The sequence below is a fragment of the Acinetobacter sp. SwsAc6 genome (assembly GCF_013391565.1).
Lineage (GTDB): Bacteria > Pseudomonadota > Gammaproteobacteria > Pseudomonadales > Moraxellaceae > Acinetobacter > Acinetobacter cumulans.
This window is the reverse complement of the sequence record NZ_JACAXE010000014.1, coordinates 1-25,369: the sequence shown is the minus strand read 5'-3', so window position 1 is coordinate 25,369 and position 25,369 is coordinate 1. Positions and strand designations below refer to the sequence as shown.

The following is a 25,369-nucleotide window of genomic DNA, read 5'->3' as shown; positions in this document are numbered from 1 at the left end:
TGTGATGCATACCGGATAAGCGTGTTATGAATGATGCAGAAAAAACATCAAGACGTAAGCAATGCATACTTAAAGCAGTGAATGAAGCTTTACTCGATGTCGACTACAGTAAGCTCAGTATTGAAGATATTGCAGCACGTGCGGGTGTAGGGAAGTCGACGATTTACCGCTGGTGGAATCATAAGTCTGATTTGGTTTTTGATGCTTTCAAAGAAAATACTGAGTCAGTCTTTGATTTGGACTTTAGCCAAACAGTGCAATACAACTTAACACAACAGCTTTTGAAATTATCTATTGCACTGAATCATCAGGTCGGTCGTGCATTGTTGGTGGTGATGGCTGAGCATCGCGAAGCTGCGGGTGACTTTTTTAAGCAGTATTTATTACCCCGTCGTGAGCAAACACGAAAATTGATTCAGTTGGCTATAGCACGTCAAGAGATTTGTGCTGATTATGATTTCGAGTCGATGCTCGATATGTTGTACGGTGCAATTCATTATCAAATTATTTTTTTCAATGCCGTACCTGATCAGCCTTATATTGAAAAGATCATTCAGGTTGCACTGGCACCAATGTTATTGGCTGAGCAGGGTGGCGCATAAATGACTCAAGATATACAGGTGACACCAGAGCATTTATGGAATCGCTCTTTTATTTTGTGCCTATGCAATAACTTATTTCTGTTTATTTATTATTTCGCCACGCTCACGGTTTTGCCTATTTACATCATGCAAGATTTGGGAGGCAGTGTAAAAGAGGCGGGTTTAGCCCTCACGCTATTTTTGATTTCTTCCATTGCGATTCGGCCATTTTCAGGCTTAATTGTGCAAAAGTGGGGGAAAAAATCATCACTGCGTTATGCAGGCTTATTGTTTGTTCTTTTTACCTTTAGTTATTTGCTCATTGATAGTTTATGGAGCTTATTGCTGGTTCGTTTTTTACATGGTTTTTGGTTCAGTATTTTGACCACGGTCAATGTCCCTGTAGTGAATGACTTTATACCCGATCGCCGTAAAGGTGAGGGTATGGGCTATTTTGTGATGTCGACCAATTTAGGTGCGGTATTTGGTCCCTTACTCGCGCTCAGCATTATTCAGTTTTCTAGTTTTACGGTGTTATTTGCATTACTTACAGGTGTTACTTTTATTGGTTATGCATTTTGCTTAACGCTTAAAGTAGAAGAAAACCCGACGGTACAGACGGTGAATAGCAGTTCAGCTGAAGTAGCTGCGCAACAGCCAAGCAAAGGTATTACTTTACACGATATTGTGGAAACCAAAGTTTTACCAATTAGCTTGGTGGCCATGTTAGTGGCATTTTCATATTCGAGCATCACCAGCTTTATTACGGCATTTGCAGACAGTAAAAACCTGTTGGCCTATGCCAGTTTATTTTTCATTGTTTTTGCCGTCTCTATGATTACTGTGCGCCCTTGGGTGGGCAAGCGCTATGATCAGAAAGGACCAAGCTCAGTTATTTATCCATCGTTTATTGCCTTTTTTATTGGTCTGGTCATTGTGAGCTTTATGCAAAACCAGTGGATTTTATGGCTATCTGCGGTATTTATTGGTGTGGGATATGGATCATTGTTTCCATGCATGCAAACGATGGCCATTCAGGCTGTGTCAAAGCAACGAATGGGGCATGCAATTTCAGCATTTTTTGCTTTATTCGACATTGGATTGGCAGTAGGCTCGGTGATTATGGGCTTCCTGATTGCCAAATTTGATTATCAATTTACCTATTTATTTTGTGCTTTGATGGTGCTGTTTACCTTACTGATTTATCGTGTATCGGCAGTTCCAGCAAGTGTACAAGCTCAAACATCCAACAAGGGGTAAAATGTGGAATTGCGTCATTTACGTTATTTTGTAGCTGTGGCTGAAGAGCTCAATTTTACCAAAGCAGCACAGCGCATGTGTACAGTGCAACCTTCGTTAAGCCAGCAAATTAAAGACTTAGAGCATGAAGTAGGTGTGCAGTTATTAATACGTTCAAACCGTAAAGTGGAGCTGACGGAAGAAGGTAAGGCTTTTTTAAAAGAGGCACGTTTAAGTTTAGAACATGCAGAAAAAGCGGTGATTGATGCTCGTCAAATTGCACAGTTAAACAAAGAACAGTTAAATATTGGTTTTGTACCTGTGGCGGAAATGAAAGTTTTTCCGTATATCATGCCAAATATTCGTGCGAAGTTTCCTGAGCTTAAAATCCACTTTCATAGCTTAACCGACAGTGATCAGCTCAAGGCCTTACAGCGTGGCGAAATTGATATTGCTTTTACGCGATACCCTGCAGACTCGGCAGATATAGAAACCATTCAAGTTTTTACTGAACCGTTGGCACTTATTATGCCCAAAGACTGTAGCGCTGCGCAGCAACGACACATCAGTATTAAAACGTTTAATCAGCAAGATTTTATTGTGAGTGATGAGCACTCATCTCCTGAGTTATATCGCATTATTCAAGGTTTCTTTAAGCAATCGAAATTGGATGTCAATGTGGTTCAGTATTCGACCAATATTTTGCTGAATGTCAATTTAGTCGGCATGGGGGTGGGTTGGAGTTTAGTCCCTTCTTATGTGATCCCTTTATTGGGCGATAAAATTGTGGTGAAAAGTACGATTGAACCTTTGCCCATGATTGGGCTTTATGCGAGTTATCATAAAGAGAAACGCAATGAGGCGATTGAACTGATTTTGAAGGTGTTAAGAGAACAGTTCTATATGGATTTCTCACCGCTTTAAGCATGCAGTGATGTTTATTTTAAAGCCAGTCTCTAGACTGGCTTTTTTGTACAACGATTCTCTTAATTCAATTTATGGCGAGGCGAGAAAATTACTGTGATAGCAAAACATGGCCAGAGAACAAGTTTAGAAAATGTTTTTTCGTTCTATCCTAATGGCTAATTTTTAGGCGAAATGCACTGTATAATTTTAATTGTGCGATTCAGCAAAATTTGCAGATAACTTTGCTGTGACTGATATGCATATCTATAAAAATATAGAAGTATTCACGTCTTGAATTACTGTTATGAATTAAAAAGACTCACGAGCAGAACTCGAGCTACCTGAGATTGCTAAGAGCAATTTTTGCGAATGCATAAAAAAGGCCACGCATTAGCGTGGCCTTTTTATCTGTGATCCCCTAAAAAAGGGGATCAGCAATGCCGTGCATTATTTTGCATGCAACTTAGCGAATAATTGTTCGCTCACGGCATTCATGCTTTGTGGAATAGCCAAGGCAGCCACAAAACGGTCAGGACGTAAAATCACGATAGAGTCTGAAGTTTTACCGAACCATGTGCGAATATCTGTACCGATATCACCGATTGTAATCACACCTTCAAATTTCTTACGGTTTTCATTGCCCAATTGAACCGCTGGAATCACTTGGATAAATTTAACACCCAGTTTTTGCCATTGTTTCATATTTGCTTCTGACAGACCCCATTGAGGATCAACACCCCAAGCAATCACCGCGAAATCATTACCAATCACTTCATCTAGTAAAATGGTTTCACCATTTTCAAGTTTTACGTGTGGTTGAATAAACATTTTGCCTACAGGGCTGTCTTTACTGTTATTGGTTACCAAAGCACCGTCATTGTATTTAGGCATTGGTTTGAAACGCATTTCGAGTAAGTACTGTTTGATTGGCTTGATGTAATTTAATGCATACGCAATACCATCACGTACAAAACCTTGCCATTTTTTAGGTGGCGCAAGTACATGACCCGCCATAACAGATAGGTCGATCATCGCTTTTGCATGGTCTTTACGTTCTACTTGGTACGTGTCTAGTAATTCAGGACCTGCATTACCTTTCACAACCAATGCGACTTTCCAAGCCAAGTTGAAGGCATCACGCATACCACTGTTATAGCCTTGACCTTGCCATACTGGCATGATGTGCGCAGCATCACCCGCAAGTAAAATACGGTCTACACGGAATTTATCCGCAATACGTGCATTGTGTGTATAAACACGTTGACGAATGACTTCAATACCATCTGTATTTGGCAATACTTTAGACAATAATTTTGCAATATTTTCTGGTTTGCTTAATTCTTCTTGAGTTTCACCTGGCATTACCATGAATTCGAAACGACGGATACCGTGTGGTAATGCAGCCGATACGTATGGACGAACAGGGTCACAGCATAGATAAATATGTGGTGTCGCTAATGGGTCGTTTTCAATATCAATAACGATCCATTGGTTTGGTGCAGTTTCACCTTCAAAAGGAACACCTAAAGTACGGCGTACAATAGAGTTACCGCCATCACATGCGATAAGATATTTTGCAGTGATTACTTCTTCAGCGCCGTCTTTATTCTTCACATTTAAAGTCACACCATCCGCATTTTGGCTAAAGTGTGTTAAATGATGGGCAAAGCGAACTTCAGTGGTTTTGTATTGTTTTAAACCTTGTAGTAAAACATTATCCACTTGTGGCTGAATGAATGCATTACGACGAGAGAAACCAAATTCACGTGTTAATGGCTGAATATCAGCAAAGCAACGGCCTTTAGGCGTTAAGAAGCGCATTGCGTGATTTGGTGTAGTATGCGGTAGTACTTGGTCAACTAAGCCCAATGACTGAATGGTACGTAAAGATTCATCATCAATACCAATTGCACGTGGGTAATCAATTAGACTGTCGAGTTGCTCAACTACAGTGACTTGAACACCTTGTTTGCTCAAGTAGTTTGCAATCGTTAAGCCGACTGGGCCTGCACCCAAAATAGCGACTTCAGTAGTGTAATTTGCTTTATTGCTCATGTGCAAAGATCCAATCATTTGACATCCGTTGAGCTCTATTAAGGTCTAAGTGTTTGGTCTAAACAAGCTATGCATAAGTAGAGACTATGTATGCTATTCATGCCTTATTCAATTGGGTCTTTTTTTTAAGTATTTGATATAAAATAATATAATTAAATTTATGGTATAGATTTAGCTAATTTATCTATTCATTTTTTCTATGGTTGATAGGCATTTTTGATCAAAAAAAGCGGAATAACTGTAAAGGTTATTCCGCTTTTAAAGTTGAATAGAGTTGATGATTCAGCAGTCCCTCAACCCAATCAACTTTATGGCAATAAAACTTCTTCTGGAGTAAAAAGAATTATTGTGCTGCTGGAGCTGTTTCTGCAGAAGCTTCAGATGCTGGTGCAGATGCATCTGCTGCAGTCGTTGTTGTGTCAGTTGTTGCAGGCTGTTCTTGTGTGCTTACAACGACTTTGTCAGTTTGAGGTTGAGTTGCTTGTTCTTCTGTTGCAGCAAAAGTTGTTAATGCTGTTGCAGATAAAAGCGAAGCTAATAATACTTGAGATAATTTCATGATAGGGCATCCTTAAATTTAATTTGATCTTTCTCAAACCAATGCATCACCATTCGTTTGGATGTAGGACATGCTAAAAGTTGAATTAAGGATGATCAATGCAACTCACAAAAGTTACGTTTAGAGATTACTTTTTGTCACATATCCATACGCTTTGTAGGGGAATTGTTGATATGGCGCCTAGAAAACAATCAAATGTAAATTATTCATGTTCTGATGTGCCATGAAATGACGATTTATCTTCACAGTTGGGTTACATCAAACAGTCAAAGTGCTTGTTTTATGAGAATATTCACATAACCAAGTGTAAGATGATGTTTCGAAAAAACAGAGTTTCGACACATAATGATAAGTACGTCACATTTATTTTTTTCTTGTCTGGTGTGGCATTGAGCTGTCTCATGGTTTATTCGTTTTAGTATTCACCTTCGGTTCTGGTTGATGAGATAGGCGAGATCAAAGCTTTTCACTTGCAAGCTCAAGTCTAAGCCGTTATAAGCAGTAGGTCTTGATGCAAACCTGACTTGGGTGAAGTTTTGAAAATTATCGCAACGCCAAAAGTGATTCCTGTCCATATTATTTCTGGTTTTTTGGGCGCAGGAAAAACCACTTTACTTAAGCATGTATTGAGCCAAAAGCCCAATGGTGAAGTGTGGGCAGTGCTCATGAATGAATTTGGCCAAATTGGGGTAGATCAAGCCTTGCTTCCACAAGATCAGGGCTATGCAGTCAAAGAGCTATTAGGGGGCTGTTTGTGTTGTAGTAGCCAAATGCCTATGCAAATTGCTTTATCGCGCTTATTAAGCGAAAACAAACCAGACCGTTTATTTATAGAACCCACAGGTTTAGGCCATCCTGCACAGCTTTTGGAGCAATTGACTGAACCGCATTGGCAAAGTCATCTCAATATGCGTGCTTTGGTAACAGTGGTAGATGCCTCTCGGTTGCATGATCGTGAGTGGAGCACGCAAAATTTATATGCAGATCAATTAAAAGCAGCGCAAATCGTTGCTTTATCTCATGTTGACCAGATGACGGATGCTGACCAGCAAGCTTTGGATCTTTTAAAACAGGAATATCAACCTTACCAACAACTATGGTTGGATGCACCGCAGGGTCAAGTAGCACTTGCACAGATCGATTTAGCATACACCGCCAGTACCCGAAAAATGCAGCCTTTATTGCAACGCATACAACAGCAACCTGAATTGGCTCAACAAGTGATTAAACAATTGCCTTATCACTATGTAGAAACGAGAGCTGACTATAGTGTGGCAGGTTGGAAGCTTCCTAAAGGTTGGCATTTTCATTTTATGGACCTGCTGGACCTTTTGTGTGAACAACAAGATTGGCTGCGGATTAAAGGAATATTTGCTACGGATGAAGGCTGGAAAAGCTTTAACTTCAATCCTGCACAATTTAATTATCAGTCGGTTGAAGAAGGCATTGATAATCGAATTGAGATTATTTACCTCACCACCGAAGCGCGTGATTGGTTAGCTTTTGAAAATGCTTTAATGCAATGTCGTATTGTAGAGGCAGAGTAGTCAGCTCGTGAGTAATCGCGTGCTAAACCTGTGCCGAATCAGGGGCAATCATGAGCCTTAAGCGATGTTTAATCATCAGCAAAGCCACATTCGACGGGTGAAATCGAGTATGCTAAGCGCCAAATTTGAGGACTTAATGTATGGCGCTTAAAGCTACGATTTATAAGGCAGACTTGAACATAGCCAATATGGATGTACACCAATATGGTGACTTTCAATTGACCATGGCACTGCATCCGTCTGAAACCATTGAACGTCTTATGGTTCGTATTTTGGCCTATGCACGTTATGCCGATGAAGCTTTAGAGTTTACCAAAGATCTCTTTGAAACGGATGAACCTGCGCTATGGGAAAAAGATCTCACAGGTCAGCTGATCAAGTGGATTGAAGTCGGCTTGCCAGACGAAGACAAAGTGAAAAAAGCGTGTGCACGTTGCCAACAAGTCGCGGTTGTGGCTTATGGTAGTTCGGTGGATGAGTGGTTTAAGCGTAATAGCAAGCTAAAAACACTTAAAAACCTTGAAGTATGGCAACTTTCAACGGCAACCACAGACGCAATTCAAGCGCTTTGTGAACGTACGATGCAGTTACAGCTCAACGTGATGGATGGTGAATGGACCTTAATTGGCGATTCAGCACAAGCTGTAATTGAGTGGGAACAATTAAAATAAGCTGGGTTTTGACCCTATTGATACGGCCAACTTGTTTCCAAATAGGGCCAATCACATGAAGAAAGATGCGGTTTAGGCTTGCATCTTTCTTTTGTTTCTGGGTATACCAAAGAGAGTTAAAACAACAATAGGCCACAGCATGCCAAATGAGATTTATCATTTGCTGATTGCACTTGGTATTGGTGCAGTCATTGGCGCAGAACGCGAATATCGAAGTAAATCTGCAGGCTTAAGAACCATGATTATGGTGAGCCTCAGTGCGTGCTTATTAACTATGCTGTCGCTGAAAATTGGGGTAGAAAATCCAGATCGTTTAGCCGCTAATATTTTAACAGGCTTAGGTTTTTTGGGCGCAGGGGTGATTTTTAAAGATGACAACCGAATTTCAGGGATTACAACAGCCACCACCATTTGGATGACCGCAGCGCTCGGAATGGCTGTTGGTGCAGGTTATGTGGTGCTGAGTTTATTTGCCACTTTTGTGGTATTGGTGGTACTGGTGTTACTCATGTATGTACAAGAGTGGATAGAGCAGCGCCATCAGGCACGTAAATACCGCATTGTATGCATGTATCAGCAAGAAACCTTAGATAAATATGAAGAGCTATTTAAGCACTATGGCATGCAAGTGATTCGTAACGAACAATATAAAAGTGAACAGAAAATTGTGGGCAGATGGGTGCTCATTGGTTCTGCACAGCACCATCGGCAGTTAACCGATTATTTGTTAGATGATCGCGATATTTTAGAGTTAAGTTTTTAAAGATAGTGACGCAACATGAGGACATATTCGCGCTTTGACAATATCGCGTTGATGAGCTGTTATAATGTCCTTATCTTGTTATATCTGTAATTAGGCAAAATCATGTCAAACGAACTTGAAATTATTGATTTAAAAATTGGTGAAGGTAAAGAGGCTGTAAAAGGTGCGTTAATTACTACGCATTATACAGGCTGGTTAGAAGATGGTACTAAGTTTGACTCTTCAATTGACCGCGGTAATTATTTTGAAACTGTCATTGGGACTGGCCGTGTGATTAAAGGTTGGGATCAAGGGATTATGGGTATGAAAGTGGGCGGTAAACGTAAACTTTTGGTACCTGCGCATTTGGCTTATGGTGAGCGCAAAATGGGCAAAATTATTCCTGCGAATTCAAACTTAATTTTTGAAATTGAATTGTTTGACGTGAAAACACGTGATTAATAGCGAAAAGTGAACATCGTGATAAACAGCAATTGCTGTTTATCACTAAAATTAAAAAATATTTGTCGATTCAGTAATTTAAACGTACATTAAGTTTGATGTGCAAAATATCTAAATAAATTGGATGCTCAAACTAGTGTCGATAGCTGTAAAATTTCTGTGCAAATTAAAAACCTGGTTATTTTTAGGTTGGTTGCTGGCGTGTCTATCGACTGTGGCGTTTGCACAGTATGAACCAGAGCCTGAGTCTTATTATTCAAAGCATCAGGTCCACACGCTTAATTTTAATACTGACAATACCATTGCCTTAGGTGGTGACTGGTTATTTTATCCAAATCATTTATTACGTGACCCCAATACCGTACTGAGGGCAGAACCTATAACGCTTCCTAGTGCCTTGGAAAAAGGCTTAGGTTCTAACCGTGGTTATGGCACTTATATTGCGCATTTTCGCTTACCTCAACATGCTGTAGGGCGCCGTGTTGCGATTAAAATTCCTCATCAATATGGCGCTTATAAGGTTTTTTTAAATGGCGACTTGCTGGTTCGTGCAGGTGAAGTGAATGCAGATTTGGCTAAAATTGAAGTTGAAAAAGCGCCTAAAATTGCATATTTCGTAGCGAATGATGCGTATTTTACGCTCAGTATTCAGGTCGCTAATACATCTGAATTACATGGGGGCTTAGAAAATCCACTGCGAATTGGCTTAGCCCGCAATATTAATCGGCAGTTTCAACAACAACAAATGAGTATAGCGGCTGTATGTGGTGCAGTGCTCGGTGTGAGTTTATTTACATTATTATTTTCATTGTTTCGTGGCCCAATGGTACGTGAAAGCCAAAAAGAGTTTGTTTTCGGTCTGTTTATTTTATTTTTGGCCTTACATAATCTTTTTACAGCGCCGTATGCTTATACCGCTTTTACCACAATAGATTGGAAACTAGGGGCACGCCTAGAATATTTATTTAGCTACATCGCGATTTTATTTTTTCTCAGCTATATCTATATGCTGAAGCGTAAATATTTACACCGTTATATTTATGGAATGTCAGTTGTTCTTCTCAGTATAAATATGGGCGCGGTATGTGTACTTGAGCCAGAGCAATTTAATCAGCTTGGTATGTATTGTGCGATTTTTTGTTTGCCGGTAATTATTAATCTTATCTATGGATTTTCACAGACGCTGAAGTTTAAAGAGAGCTATTCTGTGTGGAATCTGTGGGCTGTTATTTTCTTATGTAGTGCATTTTTAAATGACTTCTTGCTCATGGCCAATGTGATTGATTCGGTGTACTTATCTTTTGTGGCGACCAGTTTGTATGCTTTATTAATTATGTTTCAGCAATCGAGAAATTATGCGTTTTATACTTATCACACAGAGCAATTAAATACCCGCTTACTTGAGCTAAATAGTTCACTCGACCAAAAAGTGAAAAGTCGTACTGAAGAGTTGCATAACTTAAATGCAAAGCTAGAATTACAAGTGAAAACTGATGCATTAACAGGTGCTTTTAACCGCTATGCGTTAAATCATGAGATACAACAGCTATTTGATCAAACGCCAACTTATTCAGACAAAACCCTGATTTTTGCCATGTTAGATGTCGATTATTTCAAAAATTATAATGACTATTATGGGCATCTTAAGGGTGATGTGATTTTACAGAGCCTTGTGAAAGTTCTGAAGCAAAGTTTGCCTGAAACAGCATTTTTGGCACGTTACGGTGGTGAAGAGTTTGCAATTGTGATGCATAACGTGCCAATTCCCGTGGCAGAGCAATATTTACTCCAAGTTTTGGATGCAGTCCGTCAGCAACAATTTGAACACCTTAACCGTAGTGATGGCAAAGACTATGTCACATTAAGCATAGGGGTGGCGTATAAAAACCGTGAGCACCCTTATGCAAATATTCATGAGTTAATGAAAGCCGCTGATGTTCAATTGTATGCTGCAAAACAAGCAGGGCGAGACCAACTGAAGGTGAGTCCACATCAAGCTTGAGTCTAATGTAAAAGATTTATAGTGGGCTTACTTGTTTGACCAATAACATAGAATCACTATTGGAAGGCTGAGTGCGTTCGAAGCCATATTTTTGGTAAAACGGCAATGCGGTCTGTGTACTTTCTAAGGTCAATTGAGAAATATTTTTAGTGTGGCAAGTTTCAAATAATTTGAGTAACAGGGCTTCGCCAAAGCCACGAAGTTGCATCTCAGGGGCAACATAATTCAGTAGAATGTTTCCTTGATCATTCACCATAATAACGCCCGCAATGCGGTACTCATCTACATAGACCCAGCTGTCGTTATAGAGCATCCATAAGGTTAAATTTGCTTGATTCATTTCTTCAAGTAGAATCTGAATGCTACTTTCATCACGTTGATGATCGTCTATACAGGTGCGAATACTTTCGTGAATAATTTTTAATATATGCGGTATATCTTCAATCCTTGCTTCGCGTATCATATTTTTTTCTAATTGATCAATCTGAAAATATTTTTAATTTCACAAGAAAAGGGTTAAACATAAAAGCCAAGAACTGTTGCATTGTGATGCGTTTCTGAAGCATTTGTGCCTGAGTTTTATGTTTTATGACAGTTGTGTTGCGCTTTTAAGGTGACTTTGTTTTGAATATGTGACTTCACAGCGTGTGAATATGGCTGGATGGTTGGTATTTGCGTGCGCCATCTAGAAGAATAATAATGAGATGAGTGCGTAGCTCTACAGGTGAAAAATAATGCTCAATTTTTTATTGTGGATTTGTGTTCTTATTGTCCTGAGTGTGCTTTGGATGGTGATAAAGAAAATTGTGAAAAAGCAACGCTATGTCGAGCGTTTAAAGCGCTATCAAGCACCAGAAAAACTAGCCAATATTAGCGCACAAAGCGCGGGACAAAACGACAGCATTACGCATGTGGTGGATGAATATGAGCAACAATTGTTTGATGATGTTGCCAGCATGTTTTGTGAACAGCACTATGAAGTGAGCACTCTAGATGAAGCTAAAGCATTACAGGCCGAGATTCTGCGCAAAATGCCTGTGACCTGTAAAACCCAAATTCGTGCCTTAGATCTAGATGAATACTCGATTTACTGGAATTTTTACGAGCAGTCCTTGGAATATTATATGGGGCGCTATGGTGTGTTTTATGCGCATGTAGACCGTTTGGGAACAGAGCACAAAAGAGAAATTACCAAAGCTCCCATAGAATGATCTCAAGTTCGGCTAAAGATCATCTTTCATGTCATGTACTCAGTGCTACGTACAAAGGCCTTTGAAACGAGTTCGGCATGCTCACGTCATTAAGCTGATTTTTGCACAGATAGATCTTGAGTAAATGTATTGAGCATATCGTCCCATAGCTTTTCTGCACCTTGGCGGAAATAGCCCATGTGACCAATGGCTTTTAAGCCTAAATCTTTGGCTTGCACATCGATATAATGTAATGGTGCCTGACGATAGTGTTGCATAAAGGCTTGTCGTGATGCTGGTAAGGCCCAGTCATCATCTAAGGCTGCCACTGCATAAATTGGGGTTTTCACTTGAGCATATTGTGCATGCAAATGTTGTTGCTGTGGATCTGCAAAAAAGTAATTCGGGTGTTTGCACCACTGACGCCATTGACGATAAACATCCAATGGTAAATCAGCGCCCATATTAAATTTACTCCATGGCAAATAACCATGTGTAGCTACAAAGGGTGGGAAAATAATATTCCAAATTACTTGCACCTGTACTTTGGTTTTGAAAGGCATATAACCATGCCAGCCGGCGCCTGTGCCAAAGCAGTACATCATTCTTACTAGATCATGATTGCGGGTGAGTCCAAGTGCTTGTCCACCATAAGAGTGTCCAACCATATAAATGGGTAAGTCCGACTGTGCCAAATAATCGATTGCAGCAGTTAAGTCATGTTGGCCCCAATCTAAATAAGACATACGAAAGTTTTGTAATTGTGCAGGTGCGGATTGCGCAATCCCACGGTAATCAAAGGTGAGTACTTGAAAGCCCTGTGTTGTGGCATGGGTTGCAAAGCGTCGATAAAAACCTTGAGGTACACCTGTCGCACTCGCCACGACAATACTGGCCTTGGGCTGTTTACATGTATATAAATGTGCAGCAATACTGTAGCCATCTGCTGTACTGATATAAATAGGTTTTACCGCTTCATTGGTCTGAGTGTGCTGGGTCATAAAAGGCTCTTATCGTTTTATGTTTTTAAATGGTCATATAGGCTTTTCAAGTTCTATTTTTGTACTCGTGTGCTCGAATTGTCAAATGATGGTTGTATACGTACGCGTTCAGAAAGCACATGAGCAGAAAGAGGCGTGCATAACAGAAAGAGGATTGCAGTTATTGTATTTTTTTCCATAATAGCGCTTTTAAAATAAAGTAGGCGACAGGCATGTCGGAGCTCGAAATTATTGCGGTACTGGTGAGTTGTATTGCGGTTGCACTTACGGTATGTCGCCACATGTTGTGCTGGCCGTTTAATTTATTGGCTTATGTGCTTTATGCTTTTATTTTCTTTGATTATAAATTGTATGGTGAAACCATTCTGCAAATCTTATTTATGGGATTGGCAGTGTATGGCTTTTTACAGTGGAAGCAAGGTCAAGCCACAGATCATGAAATTCGTATTGAGCCTTTGCCACAGGGTCAGCTCTGGTTACAAGTTGCAGTGACTGCATTGTTTGGGGTGCTGTTTGGGGCTGGCTTAAAATTCCTCACCGATGCGGCCGTGCCGTGGCTGGATGCGCAATTGGCAGCCTTTAGTTTGTTGGCAACTTATTGGACCAGTCGAAAATATATTGCCACTTGGGTACTTTGGGTAGTGGTAGACATTATTTATGTCGGCATGTTTATTTATAAAGATTTACTGTTAACAGCGGGTTTATATGCCGTTTTTGTGCTGTTGGCGGCCTATGGTTGGTATACATGGTTGCAGGCGAAACACAAACAACAGAGCATGCCGAGTGGATAAAATGACATGGTAGAGAAAGAACATGTTAATTGATTTCAAGCTTGAGCAACAAAAGCAGTTTGATGCCGTGGCCGAGCAAATTTATCAAACACCTGAGCAATTTCTAAATTTTGCGCAGCTTAGCGACGCTTATGCAATACCGTGGTTGCAGGACTTTCCTAAAGCCACACAAATGATTGTATCTGGTTTAGATGATGGTGCAGAGCATTACTGTATGAAGCTTCAATATTTAGCACAATATATGCAGATTGATTATGCCACCCAGATCAGTGTGTTGTGGTGTGGTCGATTTGGGCATAAGCATGCGCTAAAGTTGGTATGAACTAGGCTCTAGGCGATTTAGCGGTATCAACTTTTATTGTATGTTGCAGTATTGGCATATTTAGGTGGTTGGCTCAAATGATGGTTAAGTTTGCAACGATAGGCCAGTTTGCCGATAAAATGTAGATCTATAGTCAATGTAAAGACTCGATTTAAATTATTTAATAGTATGAGTTATTCAATAGCATAAGCTATAAATCAAACTGTAATGCTACAGTGATGAATACAACAATAAAACGAAATATAAAAAGGGTATAACATGGCGCATCAATTTACTGTGCAAGCTTCAATTCAAGGCATTTCATTACAAGATTTTAAACGTTTAGCTGCTCGAACAGAACTACACGAAGCTGTGTGTAAGCGCATTCCAGGGGAGCAACTTGAAATTATTGAATCAGAAAAAATGGGCGATATTTATACGCTGAAGCGTGCTTATAACTTAGATGTAAAAATTCCTGACACTGCGAAAAAATTTTTGAAAGATGCATTTCGTTTACATCGCACGGATGTGAGTAATTTAGAGGCCATGACCTCAGAAGTGATTTTAAAGCCAAATCTTCCACTTAAGGCCAACTGCCAACGCCGTGTGACTGGCGATGACACTCATGTGGTATTTCATTTAGATTGGAATGTGAATATTAAAGTACCACTCATTGGTGGGATGTTAGAACGTCATGCTGAAAGCGAAATCCGTCGTTTTAGCCAAGTCGAAATTGAAATTATTGAAGACGAATTACGCAAGCATTTATAAATAAAGCTTAAGCGCTAGACCTGATTAATCGTGCATGTCTTATAATGTAAAAGCTTGGTCAGAATGCACGTGTTAAGCATCATGCATATATAAAAAAGAGCAGTTTAACTGCTCTTTTTGAGTTTCAAGGATGAGGTGTTTTAAGTGTTGCCCAGCCTTTTTTTAGCACATACTTTGTTAATAATCATTGTTTAACGATTTAATTTAACTCGCGCCATTAGCTCGGCCGAAAGTTGGCTTTCTCAAATTTTGCGCGATACAGCATGGCTGTGAAGAATGCCACCATGCATACCACCCAAACATAGTACAAAGCACCAATTGGGCTAAACGCGCTTAACCACTGTACCAATGGCAAAGTAATGCCTCCAGCAATGGCATAGGCCAAGTTGTATGAAAATGAAATGCCTGTAAAACGAATTTGTGCAGGGAACATTTTCACCATGCTATAAGACACCATTCCGACAGTACCTGAGCTAAAGCCCAAAAGCATATACAACACAAACACAGTCGATGGAGCAACATGACCTAAGCTGTTGTAAAACACAGTAGCCAGTACAGTGACGAGTAAAGAACCAAATAGCATGACTTTGCCCGCACCTAAGCGATCTGCCAATAAGCCTGCAACAATACAACCTGCCATTTGCATAATAATGGCCGCACTTTGCATTTTAAACGCATCGGCACGTTCAAAGCCAAAGCCTGTGCTGAGTAAGTTGGGCATGGCCAAAATCAGGACCACGACACAGCCTGTTAAGAACCATGTAAACAACATACCAATTACGACAGCTGTTTTATGCTTTGCCAGCACCTGTTTAACAGGCAGTTCTTTTGCCAGTGCTTTTTTCTCTTGCATGGCTTTAAATACAGGAGTTTCTTTGAGGTAACTACGTAAATACAGCGCTACAAAACCAAAAATACCGCCAACAATAAAGGGAATACGCCATGCCCAGTCGTGAATTTCAGCTTCAGAAAATTTGAGCGAAATAAACAGTGACATTAAAGCACCTAACAAAATGCCTAAGGATAAACCCGCAGTCAGCAGGCCATTGGCAATCCCAATTTTCTTTTCAGGTACATGTTCAGAAACAAAGGTCCAAGCTGCTGGAATTTCACCGCCAATTGCAATGCCTTGAACCATACGCATAAGTAAGAGTAATAAGGGCGCTGCATAACCAATGCTTTCGAAGGTTGGCATGACACCAATGAGTAAGGTAGGCAAAGCCATGAGTAAAATAGACAAGCTAAATAGGCGTTTACGGCCCACTAAGTCACCAAAATGCGCCATGACCACGCCACCCAGTGGGCGGAAGAAGTAACCTGCTGCAAAAATGCCATAAGTATTGAGCATGGCCCAAAATGGGCTGAGTGTACTTGGGAAAAATAATTCAGAAATAATTTTGGCGTAAAAAACATAAATCACGAAGTCATAGAACTCAAGCGCACCACCTAATGAGGAGAGGCCGAGTGTTCGTTTGTCTTCACGAGTTAGGCGTGGATGAGCTTCCATGCGAAAATCCAAGGTAAAACAAGTCAGTATCTTTGGATTGTAGATAAGGGATATTTGCTTGAATAATCAAACTTTATTGGTGGTTTAATAACTTTTAATTATATAATTTTGTATTACTTATCATGTAAATATTTAAAAAAATAGTATGCTTTAGATGAAGTTTATAGACGAATAAATTTAGGAATCACACAAAGAATAAGGCCAAGCGCCAACATGATGCTGATGTTTTCAATAAAATAAGGGTAAATAATTAAAGCAATACCGCAGATCAAGGGCACCGATTTTTGTTGTTTTTTACCATATAAAAAATAGCCGAAGCCTATGGAGCTAAACAGCACACCCAATAAAAGTATAGTCGCGTTCACGCTAACTTCCTCCCTGTAAAATTACATATATAGCAACAGGAACTGAAAATTAACTTAAGTGCATGTGTATCAGTATTTTATATCTTGGTGACTCAATTGCGAGATTAAATTGATTAAGATGAGCGCGTCTCTGAGGACTCAGTGCTTTTGGCGAAACGGCCATACACAATACGCACCAACAAAATACAGAAGATGACTGCGCCAATAATGACAATTTTATGTTGATGGGGCAGAAGCATGTGCCAAAAAATATGAAGCCAATGACTGACCTGTAAACCGACACTCACCACCACAAAGGCCCAGATAAAACTGGCAATCAAATTGATCACCAAATAGCGCAGTGCTGGATAATGCATAATGCCAAAGCTCATGGGGATGATGGTTCTTAAGCCCCATAAAAAACGCATGATTAAAATGGCAACTGTGGGATAACGCGCAATAATTTGGCTGGCACTTTCAAATTTTTGATTGAGCCGTGGGCGAGTTTGAATAAAGCCGTAGCCATATTTTGCACCAATGAAATAATACAGTTGATCGCCTAAAAAGCCACCAATCATGGCAATTCCCACCAGAGGCCAAAAAGATAAAATGTGTTGATGTACTGCATAAGCACCGAGCATTAATACGGTTTCGCCTTCAAAAAATGCACCGACAAATACAGCTAAATAGCCGTAATGTTGCAATAAGGCAGACCAGTCAAACATAATAATTTACTTAATCTCAATCCAAAGCAGGTTTATTCTCTCTTACGAGGCTTAAGCCATAATGAAAAAGCATCAAATAATTTATATTAAATAAAATACCTGACAAATGGACCTTTAATATTTGGAGTAACTTGTATGAATACGGTATTAACTGTCGCACAACAAGGTGAGGCTATTCTAAATTTAGTGGCTGTTGCAGTGAGTGAAGCTGAGTTTAATTGTCCGTGGTTAACTGTGCTAACGCAGGCGATGCATGCAACCATGCTGGACCGCAATGGTGTCGGTATTGCGGCACCACAAGTGTATATTTCTAAGCGAATTATTATCGTGGCTTCACGTCCTAATGTGCGTTATCCCGATGCACCTGAAATGGATGCAATTGTGATGATTAACCCTGAAATTGTGTTCAGTCTGAACAGACCTTAGATGGTGAAGAAGGCTGTCTGAGTGTGCCAGACAGGCGTGGTCAAGTTGCACGAGCTGCCCAAATTCGTGTGCGTTATCGAAGCGTACAAGGCGAGCAGATCGAAACAGAGTTTTCAGGCTTTCCTGCACGTATAGTACAACACGAGGTAGATCACCTAAATGGCGTGCTCTTTGTTGAACGTTTAACAGATTAAAATAATGTTCGGCATTATTTAGCCCCTTGCCTAAACTGCTGTGGTGTTTGTCCCAAATGCCGTTTAAACATGGCACTAAAAGCACTGGGGTTACTGTAGCCAAGTGTCCTAGAGATTTGTGCCACAGATTCGCCGATTGAAATTTTACTTAGCGCATGCGCGATATGCATTTGCTGAATCCAAGCCCGATAAGAAAGCCCCGTTTCTTTTTGGAACATACGCATGAGGGTACGCGCACTTGTGCCAATATCATCGGCCCATGTGCTTAAATCCTTCAGTTGGTCGGGTGTATCTAACATGGTTTTACATATTTGTAGCAGGCGTTTGTCTTGTGGCCAAGGAATCTGAATAGGCAACAGATTTGCTTTATGAATTTCATCGAAGATTAAAATTTGCAACGAGCGTGATAACTCATCTGCACTCAGCACTTCAGATGGTGGCATACTTTCGAGCGCATTTAAGCGAATCAGTAGTTCATGCAGTAGTTTGCTTACACGAATAATAAAACAATTTTGGCCCATCAGGTCCGCGGCTGCTGTATCGACCAGCGCCGTATTCATTTTGACATGACTAAGTGAAATGACACTGTGCTCGATCCCAGCAGGAATCCACAGCGCACACATAGGCGGTACAATCCAAACATGGTTGGGCGTATACACTTGAATCATGCCACTAGATGCATAGAGAAATTGTGCCCGCGAATGATGATGTGGTGGCGTAATCTCCCGATAGCTATGCTCAGAAGATAAGCCAATGACCAGTTCCGACATTTCAGTTTCAATCAGCAAGCTATGCATGCAGGCCTCATTTTTGTCACTTATACAATGATTATTGGAAGATAATGCTATGAGTGACAATTTACAATCAAAAATCGATCAATACAGACATGGAGTGAACGGGCAATGAACGCTTCAATACCCGTGAAGAATGATGCTGACGTAGCAAGTACGCAGCCACAAGGTATGGTGATTAAAATTGTGGGTGCAGTTGCGGTAGCGCATCTGCTAAATGATTTAATACAAGCGGTTTTACCTGCTATTTACCCGATGCTGAAAGTCAACTTTTCACTGAGTTTTGCAGAAGTCGGTCTGATTTCACTGGTCTATCAACTGACAGCTTCATTATTGCAACCATGGATTGGCCTCTATACCGATAAGCATCCTAAGCCTTATTTGCTCCCAATGGGCATGGTTGTTACGTTCAGTGGTATTGTGCTATTGGCTTTTTCCCCAAGTTTTACCGTACTGCTGATCGCTTCTGCCCTCATTGGGGTAGGGTCATCGACTTTTCATCCTGAAGCATCGCGGGTGGCGCGTATGGCATCAGGTGGTCGTTTTGGCACAGCCCAATCTACATTTCAGGTTGGTGGGAACACAGGTTCTGCTATTGGCCCACTATTGGCCGCGTTGATTATCGTCCCTTTTGGACAGCATGCAGTCGCATGGCTGGTGGTCTTTGCTTTGTTGGCCATTTGGGTACTGTTTGCTGTGAGTCGCTGGAATATTAAACATAGCCTTAGCCAAGCCACATCAAAAGCACAGCAGGTACAAAGCAAGCTACAAGGCAGACAGCTGTTTATTGCATTAGCAACTATTTGCGTGCTGATGTTTGCCAAATTTACCTATATCGCCAGCATCAGCAACTATTTCACCTTTTATCTAATGCATAAATTTGGCTTAAGTTTGCAAAATGCCCAGCTACATTTATTTGCTTTTTTGGCAGCCGTTGCCTTGGGCACATTTGCTGGCGGGCCGATTGGCGATAAAATTGGCCGTAAAGCCGTAATTTGGGTGTCTTTTATTGGCATGGCGCCTTTTGCACTCATCATGCCCTATGCAAATTTATTTTGGACGACCGTGCTGTCTATTATCGTGGGTTTAGTGATGTCATCGGCTTTCGCTGCTATGGTGGTCTATGCGCAAGAAGCCGTACCTGGTCGCGTAGGCATGATTGCAGGATTAATGTTTGGCTTAATGTTTGGTGTAAGTGGTATTGCTGCTGCGGGTTTGGGTTATTTGGCAGATATGAATGGCATTGAATGGGTGTTTGGTGTTTGTTCATTGTTGCCTTTACTGGGTTTAGCAACATTCTTTTTGCCAAAGACGCAGATTAAGCCTGTAGGCTAATCATCGCGCTGTCTGATAGGATCAATCAGGTGGCGCTTTTTATTAGGTCAATGCTGGGTTTGAATTGAAGATTGCTAGGAGAATATGCTCATGAGCGATTCGCAAGCAGAGATTGCATTTTCACTGGCTGATGAACAGCTGAAATTTGAAGTAGACGGGCAAATAATTGAAATTTCAAAAGGTCTGAATTTTATCATTGCGCAAAGTGTGCGTTTTGGCGGTATCGATGCTTTGGCGATTGAAAATATGATCTATGTGATTGAAGAACTACTGGAACAGCTGAAGCTGGATTTTCGCAAACAGCGGAAGTCACAAACTGCTGATGAATCTATGCGACAAATCAGCACGCTGTTTTTTAATGATGCAAAGCACATAGACCGAAATATGCTGGAACATGCATTTAATGAGTGGGTGGAGCGACTAGAATATTATACGAACAAAGTAGGGCATGATTTTAAGCTATGGGCTTACTTTGTAATGATTCGAGAAATGATGCATCATTTGAATGTATTCACAATAAATTTGAATAATTAATTGATATTCAAAGTAAAAGTGGTGGACTATTTAACATTTTTGATTATAATTTTTCTAATTAATCAACTAATTACGATTTAGAGAATAATCACTGTGGCTGAACTGATTCCCCCAAGTATTCAACAATTAAGATCAGCCAGTAGCGGTGAAAGAAAAGTCTATCAGTTATTGGAGCATGTTTTTAAGGATGAAAATGCCATTATTTGGCATGAACCGAAAGCACTCAACCGTTATACGGATTTTATTGTTTGGTTACCAAAGCACGGCTTATTGGTGATAGAAGTTAAAGACTGGTCTAAAGACAGATTTGAAACCTTAAACCCAGAAACATTTACGGGACGTTTTTATAATAAGAATAATGCCAAAAGTGTTTCCGTACAAAACCCAGAAATGCAGGTGCGTAAATGCATGCTGAATATTCTGAATCAATTTAAAAAGACCGCAATATTTTTACAGCAAAATGGGCCTTATCAAGGCAATGTTAAATTTCCAATCACAAGCTGTGTTATTTACACCGAGCTGAAACAGCAAGAAGCCAATGAAATTGGCTTGAGTTTGCCTGCAATTAGCTCCGAACATAAAACCATTTATAAAGATGATTTACGCTTAGTTGCAGAGAATAAAACTTTCAAACAAAAACTGATTCATGCTTTTAAAGAAGTTGCCTTCCCATTTGAAGCCCTAGCTTATGCTGAGGAAAAATTTTTACGCTATATGATTTTCCCTGAAATTCGTGTCAATGAATTTAAGCAAGATGAATTATTTGCCGTAGAGCCACAAGACGTAAAAGCACTCGATTTATCACAAGAATCTATTGCCAAAAATATTGGCGATGGTCATCGCATTTTAAAAGGTGTGGCAGGTAGCGGTAAAACACTGGTTTTAGCTTGTCGCGCAAAATATTTAAAGACGATTTATCCAGACTATAAAATTTTAGTGGTGTGTTATAACAATTCACTTTGCAATCATCTCAGCCAAATGTTTGGTGATGATTTTAATGACAAAATCGAAGTACTGAACTTCCATAGTGTGGTAAAGAAAATTACCAGTGCAAATCTGTCGATGCTGAAAAATGAGAAACAGACTGACTATAACAGTCGTGTCGGTCAAATTTTATTGGATTATCTTGAGGAAAGCGGGTTATCTGAAACCGAACAATATGATGCCATTTTGATTGATGAAGGGCAGGACTTTGCACAAGAGTGGATTATTGGCCTGTCAAAATTAGTCAAAGCAGAAAGCAATAACATTTTGTTTTGTTATGACCCTGCGCAAAATATTTTTAACCGTAAAAAGCCCAGCTGGCGTTCAGTGGGCTTACAGGTACAAGGCAAAAAACCTGTTGAACTGTATAAATGCTACCGTAATACCAAAGAAATTTTAGATATTGCCAAAGCATTTTTAAATCCAAAGCAGTTCGAGAGCTTACAGAATAGTGATGAATATGACCGTGTTTTAGACCCCGATACAGGGGAGTGTAAAACGGGTGAATATCCAAGTATTTATCATGAAAATGATGTGCGCCATTTGGCTGATTTAATTGCCCGTAAAATTCGACAATTGCTGAAGTCGGATATCGCGCCGAGAGATATTGCAGTGTTACAGGCGAAATCGACTGCATACGATATTTTTGTGCATGAGCTGAAAACCAAACTGGAAAGTTATGTTCCAGATGCTGAGGCTGAATTGATTTTCAACAGTGCAGAAAAGAAAGCACTCGATTTGAATAAAAATACCATCAAAATTATGAATGTAGAATCTTCTAAGGGTTTAGAGTTTCCGCATGTATTTTTTGTTGGGTTGGACCACATGCCACGACTGGGAGAGAATCGAGATTTAGATTCTGAGCGTAAGCTGGCGTATGTGGGCATGACTCGTGCGCAGAATAAGTTATTTATTTTAGGATGTGAAAATAAAGGCTTTCTTGCTGATATAAAAGCAATTTATGAGCAAACAGCAGTACCCCAAGAACCAGAAGAAAGTTCCGTGCAGGTCAGCATTGAAAAAGCGGTAGATGAAGCAGAAAGTGCTGAGCCAGAAACCGAAACAGACTCAATGATTGGCCAAAAATGGACAGAAGATGAAGAAGTTCGCCTGATTGATGCTTTTATGGATGAAAAGCTACCAATTAAGGAGATTGCACTGCGCCATAACCGTAAAATTGGCGGGATTCGTGCAAGACTGCGTAAACTACGTTTGATTGATTAAGCGGTTGAAGATCATGACTCGCATTGCTGAAATATAATGATATTTCAAACCATAAAAAGCCCTAAAAACTGCAAAGTAATTAGGGCTTTTTTAGATTCAAACCATTATTTCAAATGTTCAGCAATATCTGTAAAGATTACACCTAAACCATGTGCGCCAGCATCTGGATAGCCAAGACTGCGATCGCCCACAGTTCCTGCACGTCCCATACGCGCTACAATTTCTTTAGTCTTTTCGGCGCCTTGAACAGCCGCTTTTGCACCTAATGTAAAGTTTTCTTTAAACGATTTATCGGTATGGGCAGACCATGAATCTGCACATGGCACTAAGGCGTCAATGAGGGTTTTATCACCGACCACTGCGCCACGCCCAAATGAACGTTCGCCAGTTACTTGAATGCCTTTAACCGCAGCTTGTAGCATGTCTGCAAAATCTGCGGTACTTAACGTGGTTTTACCTTTAATAGCTTTGCTTGCAGCACGGAATGCTGAACCCCAAATTGGGCCAGACGCGCCACCACAATGTTCCATAATAATCATTGAGCAGTTGAGTAGGAATTCATCCATGCGGTCGGCTTGTACCAGCTGATGCCATTCACGTTTTAGCTGTTTAAAGCCTTTAGCTACGCTCATGCCGAAATCGCCGTCACCTGCATGTGCGTCTAATTCACAAAATGGCACTTCATTTTTAATGATACATGCACTCATAACATCCACTACATAGCGCATATTTTCAATAGTGAACTGCTCATTAGAAATTTTGGCATGCTCTGGATGCGTTTCTACATCTGTATTGATACTGCGTTCAGCAGTTTCATTTTGGTTAGAAAACTCAAGCGGAAGCGCAGGAGAGCCATCCATTTTAAATGCAGGTGTGCTGGCTTCGGCATCTAAATAGGTTTTTAGCTCATCATCTAGTGCAAGAAGCGATACAGACGCACCGTTCATGTCGATGCTGGTCATGTAGTTACCAACGAAAGTGCGGTAAATTTTAATGCCTTTATTGGCAAGATGTTGGCAGACATCATGGTTAAATACATACAGCTCTTGTAATGGTGTAGTGCCAAAACCATTTACCAGTACCGCTACCTCTTTTAGGTCTGGGCGGTCAAGGAACAGGTCATCCACAATACGCTGTGCTAATTTTTTAGATGGCAGGATTTTTTCGCGGCGAATACCTGGTTCACCGTGAATGCCAACGCCGTATTCCATTTCGTCATCGGCCAATGTAAATGTTGGTGTACCTTTGGCTGGAACGGTGCAAGAGGTATATGCAAAGCCAAGACTGGTCACGCTGTCGGCAGCTTTTTGTGCTAATTCTTTTACACGTGAAAGTTCATAACCTTGAGCTGCTGCAGCGCCCGCAATTTTATGCACAAATACTGTGCCAGCCACACCACGACGACCCACAGTATATAGGCTGTCTTTGACGGCAATGTCATCTGCCACTTTCACATAATCAACTTTAATACCATCATCAGTTGCCAGTGCTGCACCATTTTGGAAATTCATCATATCGCCAGAATAGTTTTTGATGATCATCAACACGCCTTTGTCTGTTGCGACGTGCTGCAGTGCTTTGTAGATTTGAATTTGTGAAGGTGATGCAAATACGTCACCACATACGGCAGCATCGAGCATACCTGTACCAACAAAGCCTGCATGTGCAGGTTCGTGACCGCTACCACCGCCACTGATCAATGCCACGTTGTGGTGTTTTTCTTTACGTGAAATGATTTTGTGTGACTCAGTAAATGCAAGTTCAGGATGCGCAAGAACAAAGCCTTTGCACATTTCAACAACCAGATTTTCAGGGTTGTTTATGAGTTTTTTCATGGATGTACCAATCTATATTTATAGGGGAGAATGTAAAAAGTTTATTATTATCGAAAAACATCATGTTTGCTGACATAAAAGTGTAAAAACGCAATTTTTTGATTAAAGGTTGTGTTCTTTAATTGAATGGCCTTCTAAAAATGAAGATTACTCATTTGCGATAGGGAAAAATTGCAACGTTAAAAGGGGCTTAAATAATTTGTTAAAAAGAGGCCTAAAGTTTTGCAGATCAACATGGCTAATGGTGCTATAAAGAAAAGCAATCCTTAAATTTAAACAAAAGGATATCAGTTGGAACAGCCATTAAATTTTTTGATTTATAAATATATATGGGCACAATGCTAAGAATAAAAAATAAAATAATTGAATATTTTAAGTCTTTGAAATTTCATTTATTTGAGACAGAAGATGTATTCATTTACTGGCCAGACTTTAATAAGGGCATACTTTTACTTGTATTTGCGCTGCTGATCTTGCTTGGGCATTTGAGTTGGTATGTGGTGAATTACGAGTCTGCAAACCAAATTGAGGGTGTAAATAATTCTGTGTAAATACAGTTTTAAAAATACTTGGTTACACGCTCTTCAAACATGATACTAAAGCGGTTCATAGCAGATTTCCAATTTTGGATAGGCATTGTCCATTTTTTGCT

General features: G+C 40.2%; 24 protein-coding genes and 1 pseudogene. 16 read left to right on the top strand and 9 right to left on the bottom strand.

The window, feature by feature from the left end:
• Positions 1–26: 26 nt before the first annotated feature.
• Genes HYG93_RS10690 through HYG93_RS10680 form a run of 3 tightly spaced genes read left to right on the top strand, consistent with a single transcriptional unit; the run spans position 27 to position 2,744 of the window.
• A complete protein-coding gene (locus HYG93_RS10690) occupies positions 27–602 on the top strand; it encodes a TetR/AcrR family transcriptional regulator (protein WP_106985049.1) in 576 nt (191 codons plus the stop codon).
• Positions 603–1,841 carry an MFS transporter gene (locus HYG93_RS10685; RefSeq protein WP_218646814.1) on the top strand — a complete coding sequence of 413 codons (1,239 nt, stop codon included), beginning with the start codon at positions 603–605 and terminating at the stop codon, positions 1,839–1,841.
• Between the two features lie 3 nt (positions 1,842–1,844).
• A complete protein-coding gene (locus HYG93_RS10680; RefSeq protein ID WP_120364555.1) occupies positions 1,845–2,744 on the top strand; it encodes a LysR substrate-binding domain-containing protein in 900 nt (299 codons plus the stop codon).
• A gap of 429 nt (positions 2,745–3,173) precedes the next feature.
• On the opposite strand, the gene HYG93_RS10675 is transcribed toward HYG93_RS10680, so the two are convergent.
• Positions 3,174–4,781 carry a bifunctional 3-(3-hydroxy-phenyl)propionate/3-hydroxycinnamic acid hydroxylase gene (locus HYG93_RS10675; protein WP_178962464.1) on the bottom strand — a complete coding sequence of 536 codons (1,608 nt, stop codon included), beginning with the start codon at positions 4,779–4,781 and terminating at the stop codon, positions 3,174–3,176.
• 343 nt (positions 4,782–5,124) lie between these two features.
• Entirely contained in the window at positions 5,125–5,340 is a 216-nt protein-coding gene (locus HYG93_RS10670; protein WP_106985045.1) for a hypothetical protein, read from the bottom strand.
• Positions 5,341–5,876: 536 nt separating this feature from the next.
• Here HYG93_RS10670 and HYG93_RS10665 point away from each other — a divergent pair.
• From HYG93_RS10665 to HYG93_RS10645, 5 genes are all read left to right on the top strand, one after another.
• Complete coding sequence (locus tag HYG93_RS10665; protein ID WP_120364562.1) at positions 5,877–6,887, top strand: GTP-binding protein; 1,011 nt, start codon at positions 5,877–5,879, stop codon at positions 6,885–6,887.
• A 140-nt stretch (positions 6,888–7,027) separates the two neighbouring features.
• The gene (locus HYG93_RS10660; RefSeq protein WP_120364556.1) at positions 7,028–7,558 is read left to right on the top strand and encodes a YaeQ family protein; all 531 of its coding nucleotides are present in this window, start codon (positions 7,028–7,030) and stop codon (positions 7,556–7,558) included.
• 139 nt (positions 7,559–7,697) lie between these two features.
• Complete coding sequence (locus tag HYG93_RS10655; protein WP_120364557.1) at positions 7,698–8,321, top strand: MgtC/SapB family protein; 624 nt, start codon at positions 7,698–7,700, stop codon at positions 8,319–8,321.
• Positions 8,322–8,423: 102 nt separating this feature from the next.
• Entirely contained in the window at positions 8,424–8,762 is a 339-nt protein-coding gene (locus HYG93_RS10650) for an FKBP-type peptidyl-prolyl cis-trans isomerase (protein WP_106985042.1), read from the top strand.
• A gap of 136 nt (positions 8,763–8,898) precedes the next feature.
• Positions 8,899–10,764: a GGDEF domain-containing protein gene (locus HYG93_RS10645; protein WP_228198772.1), complete on the top strand. Its 1,866-nt coding sequence runs from the start codon at positions 8,899–8,901 to the stop codon at positions 10,762–10,764.
• Between the two features lie 16 nt (positions 10,765–10,780).
• On the opposite strand, the gene HYG93_RS10640 is transcribed toward HYG93_RS10645, so the two are convergent.
• Positions 10,781–11,227 carry a GNAT family N-acetyltransferase gene (locus HYG93_RS10640; protein WP_120364559.1) on the bottom strand — a complete coding sequence of 149 codons (447 nt, stop codon included), beginning with the start codon at positions 11,225–11,227 and terminating at the stop codon, positions 10,781–10,783.
• A 271-nt stretch (positions 11,228–11,498) separates the two neighbouring features.
• Between HYG93_RS10640 and HYG93_RS10635 the strand changes: the two genes are divergently transcribed.
• Positions 11,499–11,975, top strand: a complete 477-nt coding sequence (locus HYG93_RS10635) for a hypothetical protein (protein WP_106985039.1) — start codon at positions 11,499–11,501, stop codon at positions 11,973–11,975.
• Between the two features lie 89 nt (positions 11,976–12,064).
• On the opposite strand, the gene HYG93_RS10630 is transcribed toward HYG93_RS10635, so the two are convergent.
• Entirely contained in the window at positions 12,065–12,955 is an 891-nt protein-coding gene (locus HYG93_RS10630; protein WP_106985038.1) for an alpha/beta fold hydrolase, read from the bottom strand.
• A gap of 212 nt (positions 12,956–13,167) precedes the next feature.
• Between HYG93_RS10630 and pnuC the strand changes: the two genes are divergently transcribed.
• The 3 genes from pnuC (at position 13,168) to HYG93_RS10615 (ending at position 14,818) form a co-directional block, all read left to right on the top strand.
• Complete coding sequence (gene pnuC, locus HYG93_RS10625; RefSeq protein ID WP_106985037.1) at positions 13,168–13,746, top strand: nicotinamide riboside transporter PnuC; 579 nt, start codon at positions 13,168–13,170, stop codon at positions 13,744–13,746.
• A 22-nt stretch (positions 13,747–13,768) separates the two neighbouring features.
• Positions 13,769–14,068 (top strand): hypothetical protein, encoded by a 300-nt coding sequence (locus HYG93_RS10620; RefSeq protein WP_106985036.1) that lies wholly within the window; start codon positions 13,769–13,771, stop codon positions 14,066–14,068.
• A 258-nt stretch (positions 14,069–14,326) separates the two neighbouring features.
• Positions 14,327–14,818, top strand: coding sequence for a DUF2505 family protein (locus HYG93_RS10615; protein WP_106985035.1), 492 nt, complete (start codon positions 14,327–14,329; stop codon positions 14,816–14,818).
• A 217-nt stretch (positions 14,819–15,035) separates the two neighbouring features.
• Here the strand turns inward: HYG93_RS10615 and HYG93_RS10610 are convergent, their stop codons facing one another.
• The 3 genes from HYG93_RS10610 to HYG93_RS10600 form a co-directional block, all read right to left on the bottom strand.
• Positions 15,036–16,325, bottom strand: coding sequence for an MFS transporter (locus HYG93_RS10610; protein ID WP_117007649.1), 1,290 nt, complete (start codon positions 16,323–16,325; stop codon positions 15,036–15,038).
• Between the two features lie 161 nt (positions 16,326–16,486).
• A complete protein-coding gene (locus HYG93_RS10605; RefSeq protein WP_106985781.1) occupies positions 16,487–16,690 on the bottom strand; it encodes an amino acid transport protein in 204 nt (67 codons plus the stop codon).
• A 113-nt stretch (positions 16,691–16,803) separates the two neighbouring features.
• Entirely contained in the window at positions 16,804–17,394 is a 591-nt protein-coding gene (locus HYG93_RS10600) for a DedA family protein (RefSeq protein ID WP_120364560.1), read from the bottom strand.
• 135 nt (positions 17,395–17,529) lie between these two features.
• Between HYG93_RS10600 and def the strand changes: the two are divergent.
• Positions 17,530–18,014, top strand: a pseudogene (def, locus tag HYG93_RS10595) (peptide deformylase).
• Between the two features lie 14 nt (positions 18,015–18,028).
• Here the strand turns inward: def and HYG93_RS10590 are convergent.
• Entirely contained in the window at positions 18,029–18,811 is a 783-nt protein-coding gene (locus HYG93_RS10590) for a helix-turn-helix domain-containing protein (protein WP_106985778.1), read from the bottom strand.
• A 105-nt stretch (positions 18,812–18,916) separates the two neighbouring features.
• Between HYG93_RS10590 and HYG93_RS10585 the strand changes: the two genes are divergently transcribed.
• The 3 genes from HYG93_RS10585 to HYG93_RS10575 all read left to right on the top strand — a co-directional run bounded on the left by HYG93_RS10585 (position 18,917) and on the right by HYG93_RS10575 (position 22,882).
• On the top strand, positions 18,917–20,140 hold the full coding sequence (locus HYG93_RS10585) for an MFS transporter (protein ID WP_106985777.1): 1,224 nt from the start codon (positions 18,917–18,919) through the stop codon (positions 20,138–20,140).
• A gap of 90 nt (positions 20,141–20,230) precedes the next feature.
• Positions 20,231–20,674, top strand: a complete 444-nt coding sequence (locus HYG93_RS10580) for a hypothetical protein (protein WP_106985776.1) — start codon at positions 20,231–20,233, stop codon at positions 20,672–20,674.
• A gap of 93 nt (positions 20,675–20,767) precedes the next feature.
• Complete coding sequence (locus HYG93_RS10575; protein WP_106985775.1) at positions 20,768–22,882, top strand: nuclease-related domain-containing DEAD/DEAH box helicase; 2,115 nt, start codon at positions 20,768–20,770, stop codon at positions 22,880–22,882.
• A gap of 104 nt (positions 22,883–22,986) precedes the next feature.
• On the opposite strand, the gene dhaK is transcribed toward HYG93_RS10575, so the two are convergent.
• Positions 22,987–24,717 carry a dihydroxyacetone kinase subunit DhaK gene (gene dhaK, locus HYG93_RS10570; protein ID WP_106985774.1) on the bottom strand — a complete coding sequence of 577 codons (1,731 nt, stop codon included), beginning with the start codon at positions 24,715–24,717 and terminating at the stop codon, positions 22,987–22,989.
• Positions 24,718–25,369 lie beyond the last annotated feature (652 nt).

Coding starts and splice junctions, on each gene's coding strand:
- HYG93_RS10670 (WP_106985045.1), bottom strand. CDS start 5,340: ATGAAATTATCTCAAGTATTATTAGCTTCGCTTTTATCTGCAACAGCA.
- HYG93_RS10640 (WP_120364559.1), bottom strand. CDS start 11,227: ATGATACGCGAAGCAAGGATTGAAGATATACCGCATATATTAAAAATT.
- HYG93_RS10685 (WP_218646814.1), top strand. CDS start 603: ATGACTCAAGATATACAGGTGACACCAGAGCATTTATGGAATCGCTCT.
- HYG93_RS10690 (WP_106985049.1), top strand. CDS start 27: ATGAATGATGCAGAAAAAACATCAAGACGTAAGCAATGCATACTTAAA.
- dhaK (WP_106985774.1), bottom strand. CDS start 24,717: ATGAAAAAACTCATAAACAACCCTGAAAATCTGGTTGTTGAAATGTGC.
- HYG93_RS10650 (WP_106985042.1), top strand. CDS start 8,424: ATGTCAAACGAACTTGAAATTATTGATTTAAAAATTGGTGAAGGTAAA.
- HYG93_RS10660 (WP_120364556.1), top strand. CDS start 7,028: ATGGCGCTTAAAGCTACGATTTATAAGGCAGACTTGAACATAGCCAAT.
- HYG93_RS10620 (WP_106985036.1), top strand. CDS start 13,769: ATGTTAATTGATTTCAAGCTTGAGCAACAAAAGCAGTTTGATGCCGTG.
- HYG93_RS10585 (WP_106985777.1), top strand. CDS start 18,917: ATGAACGCTTCAATACCCGTGAAGAATGATGCTGACGTAGCAAGTACG.
- HYG93_RS10630 (WP_106985038.1), bottom strand. CDS start 12,955: ATGACCCAGCACACTCAGACCAATGAAGCGGTAAAACCTATTTATATC.
- HYG93_RS10590 (WP_106985778.1), bottom strand. CDS start 18,811: ATGCATAGCTTGCTGATTGAAACTGAAATGTCGGAACTGGTCATTGGC.
- HYG93_RS10675 (WP_178962464.1), bottom strand. CDS start 4,781: ATGAGCAATAAAGCAAATTACACTACTGAAGTCGCTATTTTGGGTGCA.
- HYG93_RS10635 (WP_106985039.1), top strand. CDS start 11,499: ATGCTCAATTTTTTATTGTGGATTTGTGTTCTTATTGTCCTGAGTGTG.
- HYG93_RS10600 (WP_120364560.1), bottom strand. CDS start 17,394: ATGTTTGACTGGTCTGCCTTATTGCAACATTACGGCTATTTAGCTGTA.
- HYG93_RS10610 (WP_117007649.1), bottom strand. CDS start 16,325: ATGGAAGCTCATCCACGCCTAACTCGTGAAGACAAACGAACACTCGGC.
- HYG93_RS10580 (WP_106985776.1), top strand. CDS start 20,231: ATGAGCGATTCGCAAGCAGAGATTGCATTTTCACTGGCTGATGAACAG.
- pnuC (WP_106985037.1), top strand. CDS start 13,168: ATGTCGGAGCTCGAAATTATTGCGGTACTGGTGAGTTGTATTGCGGTT.
- HYG93_RS10655 (WP_120364557.1), top strand. CDS start 7,698: ATGCCAAATGAGATTTATCATTTGCTGATTGCACTTGGTATTGGTGCA.
- HYG93_RS10615 (WP_106985035.1), top strand. CDS start 14,327: ATGGCGCATCAATTTACTGTGCAAGCTTCAATTCAAGGCATTTCATTA.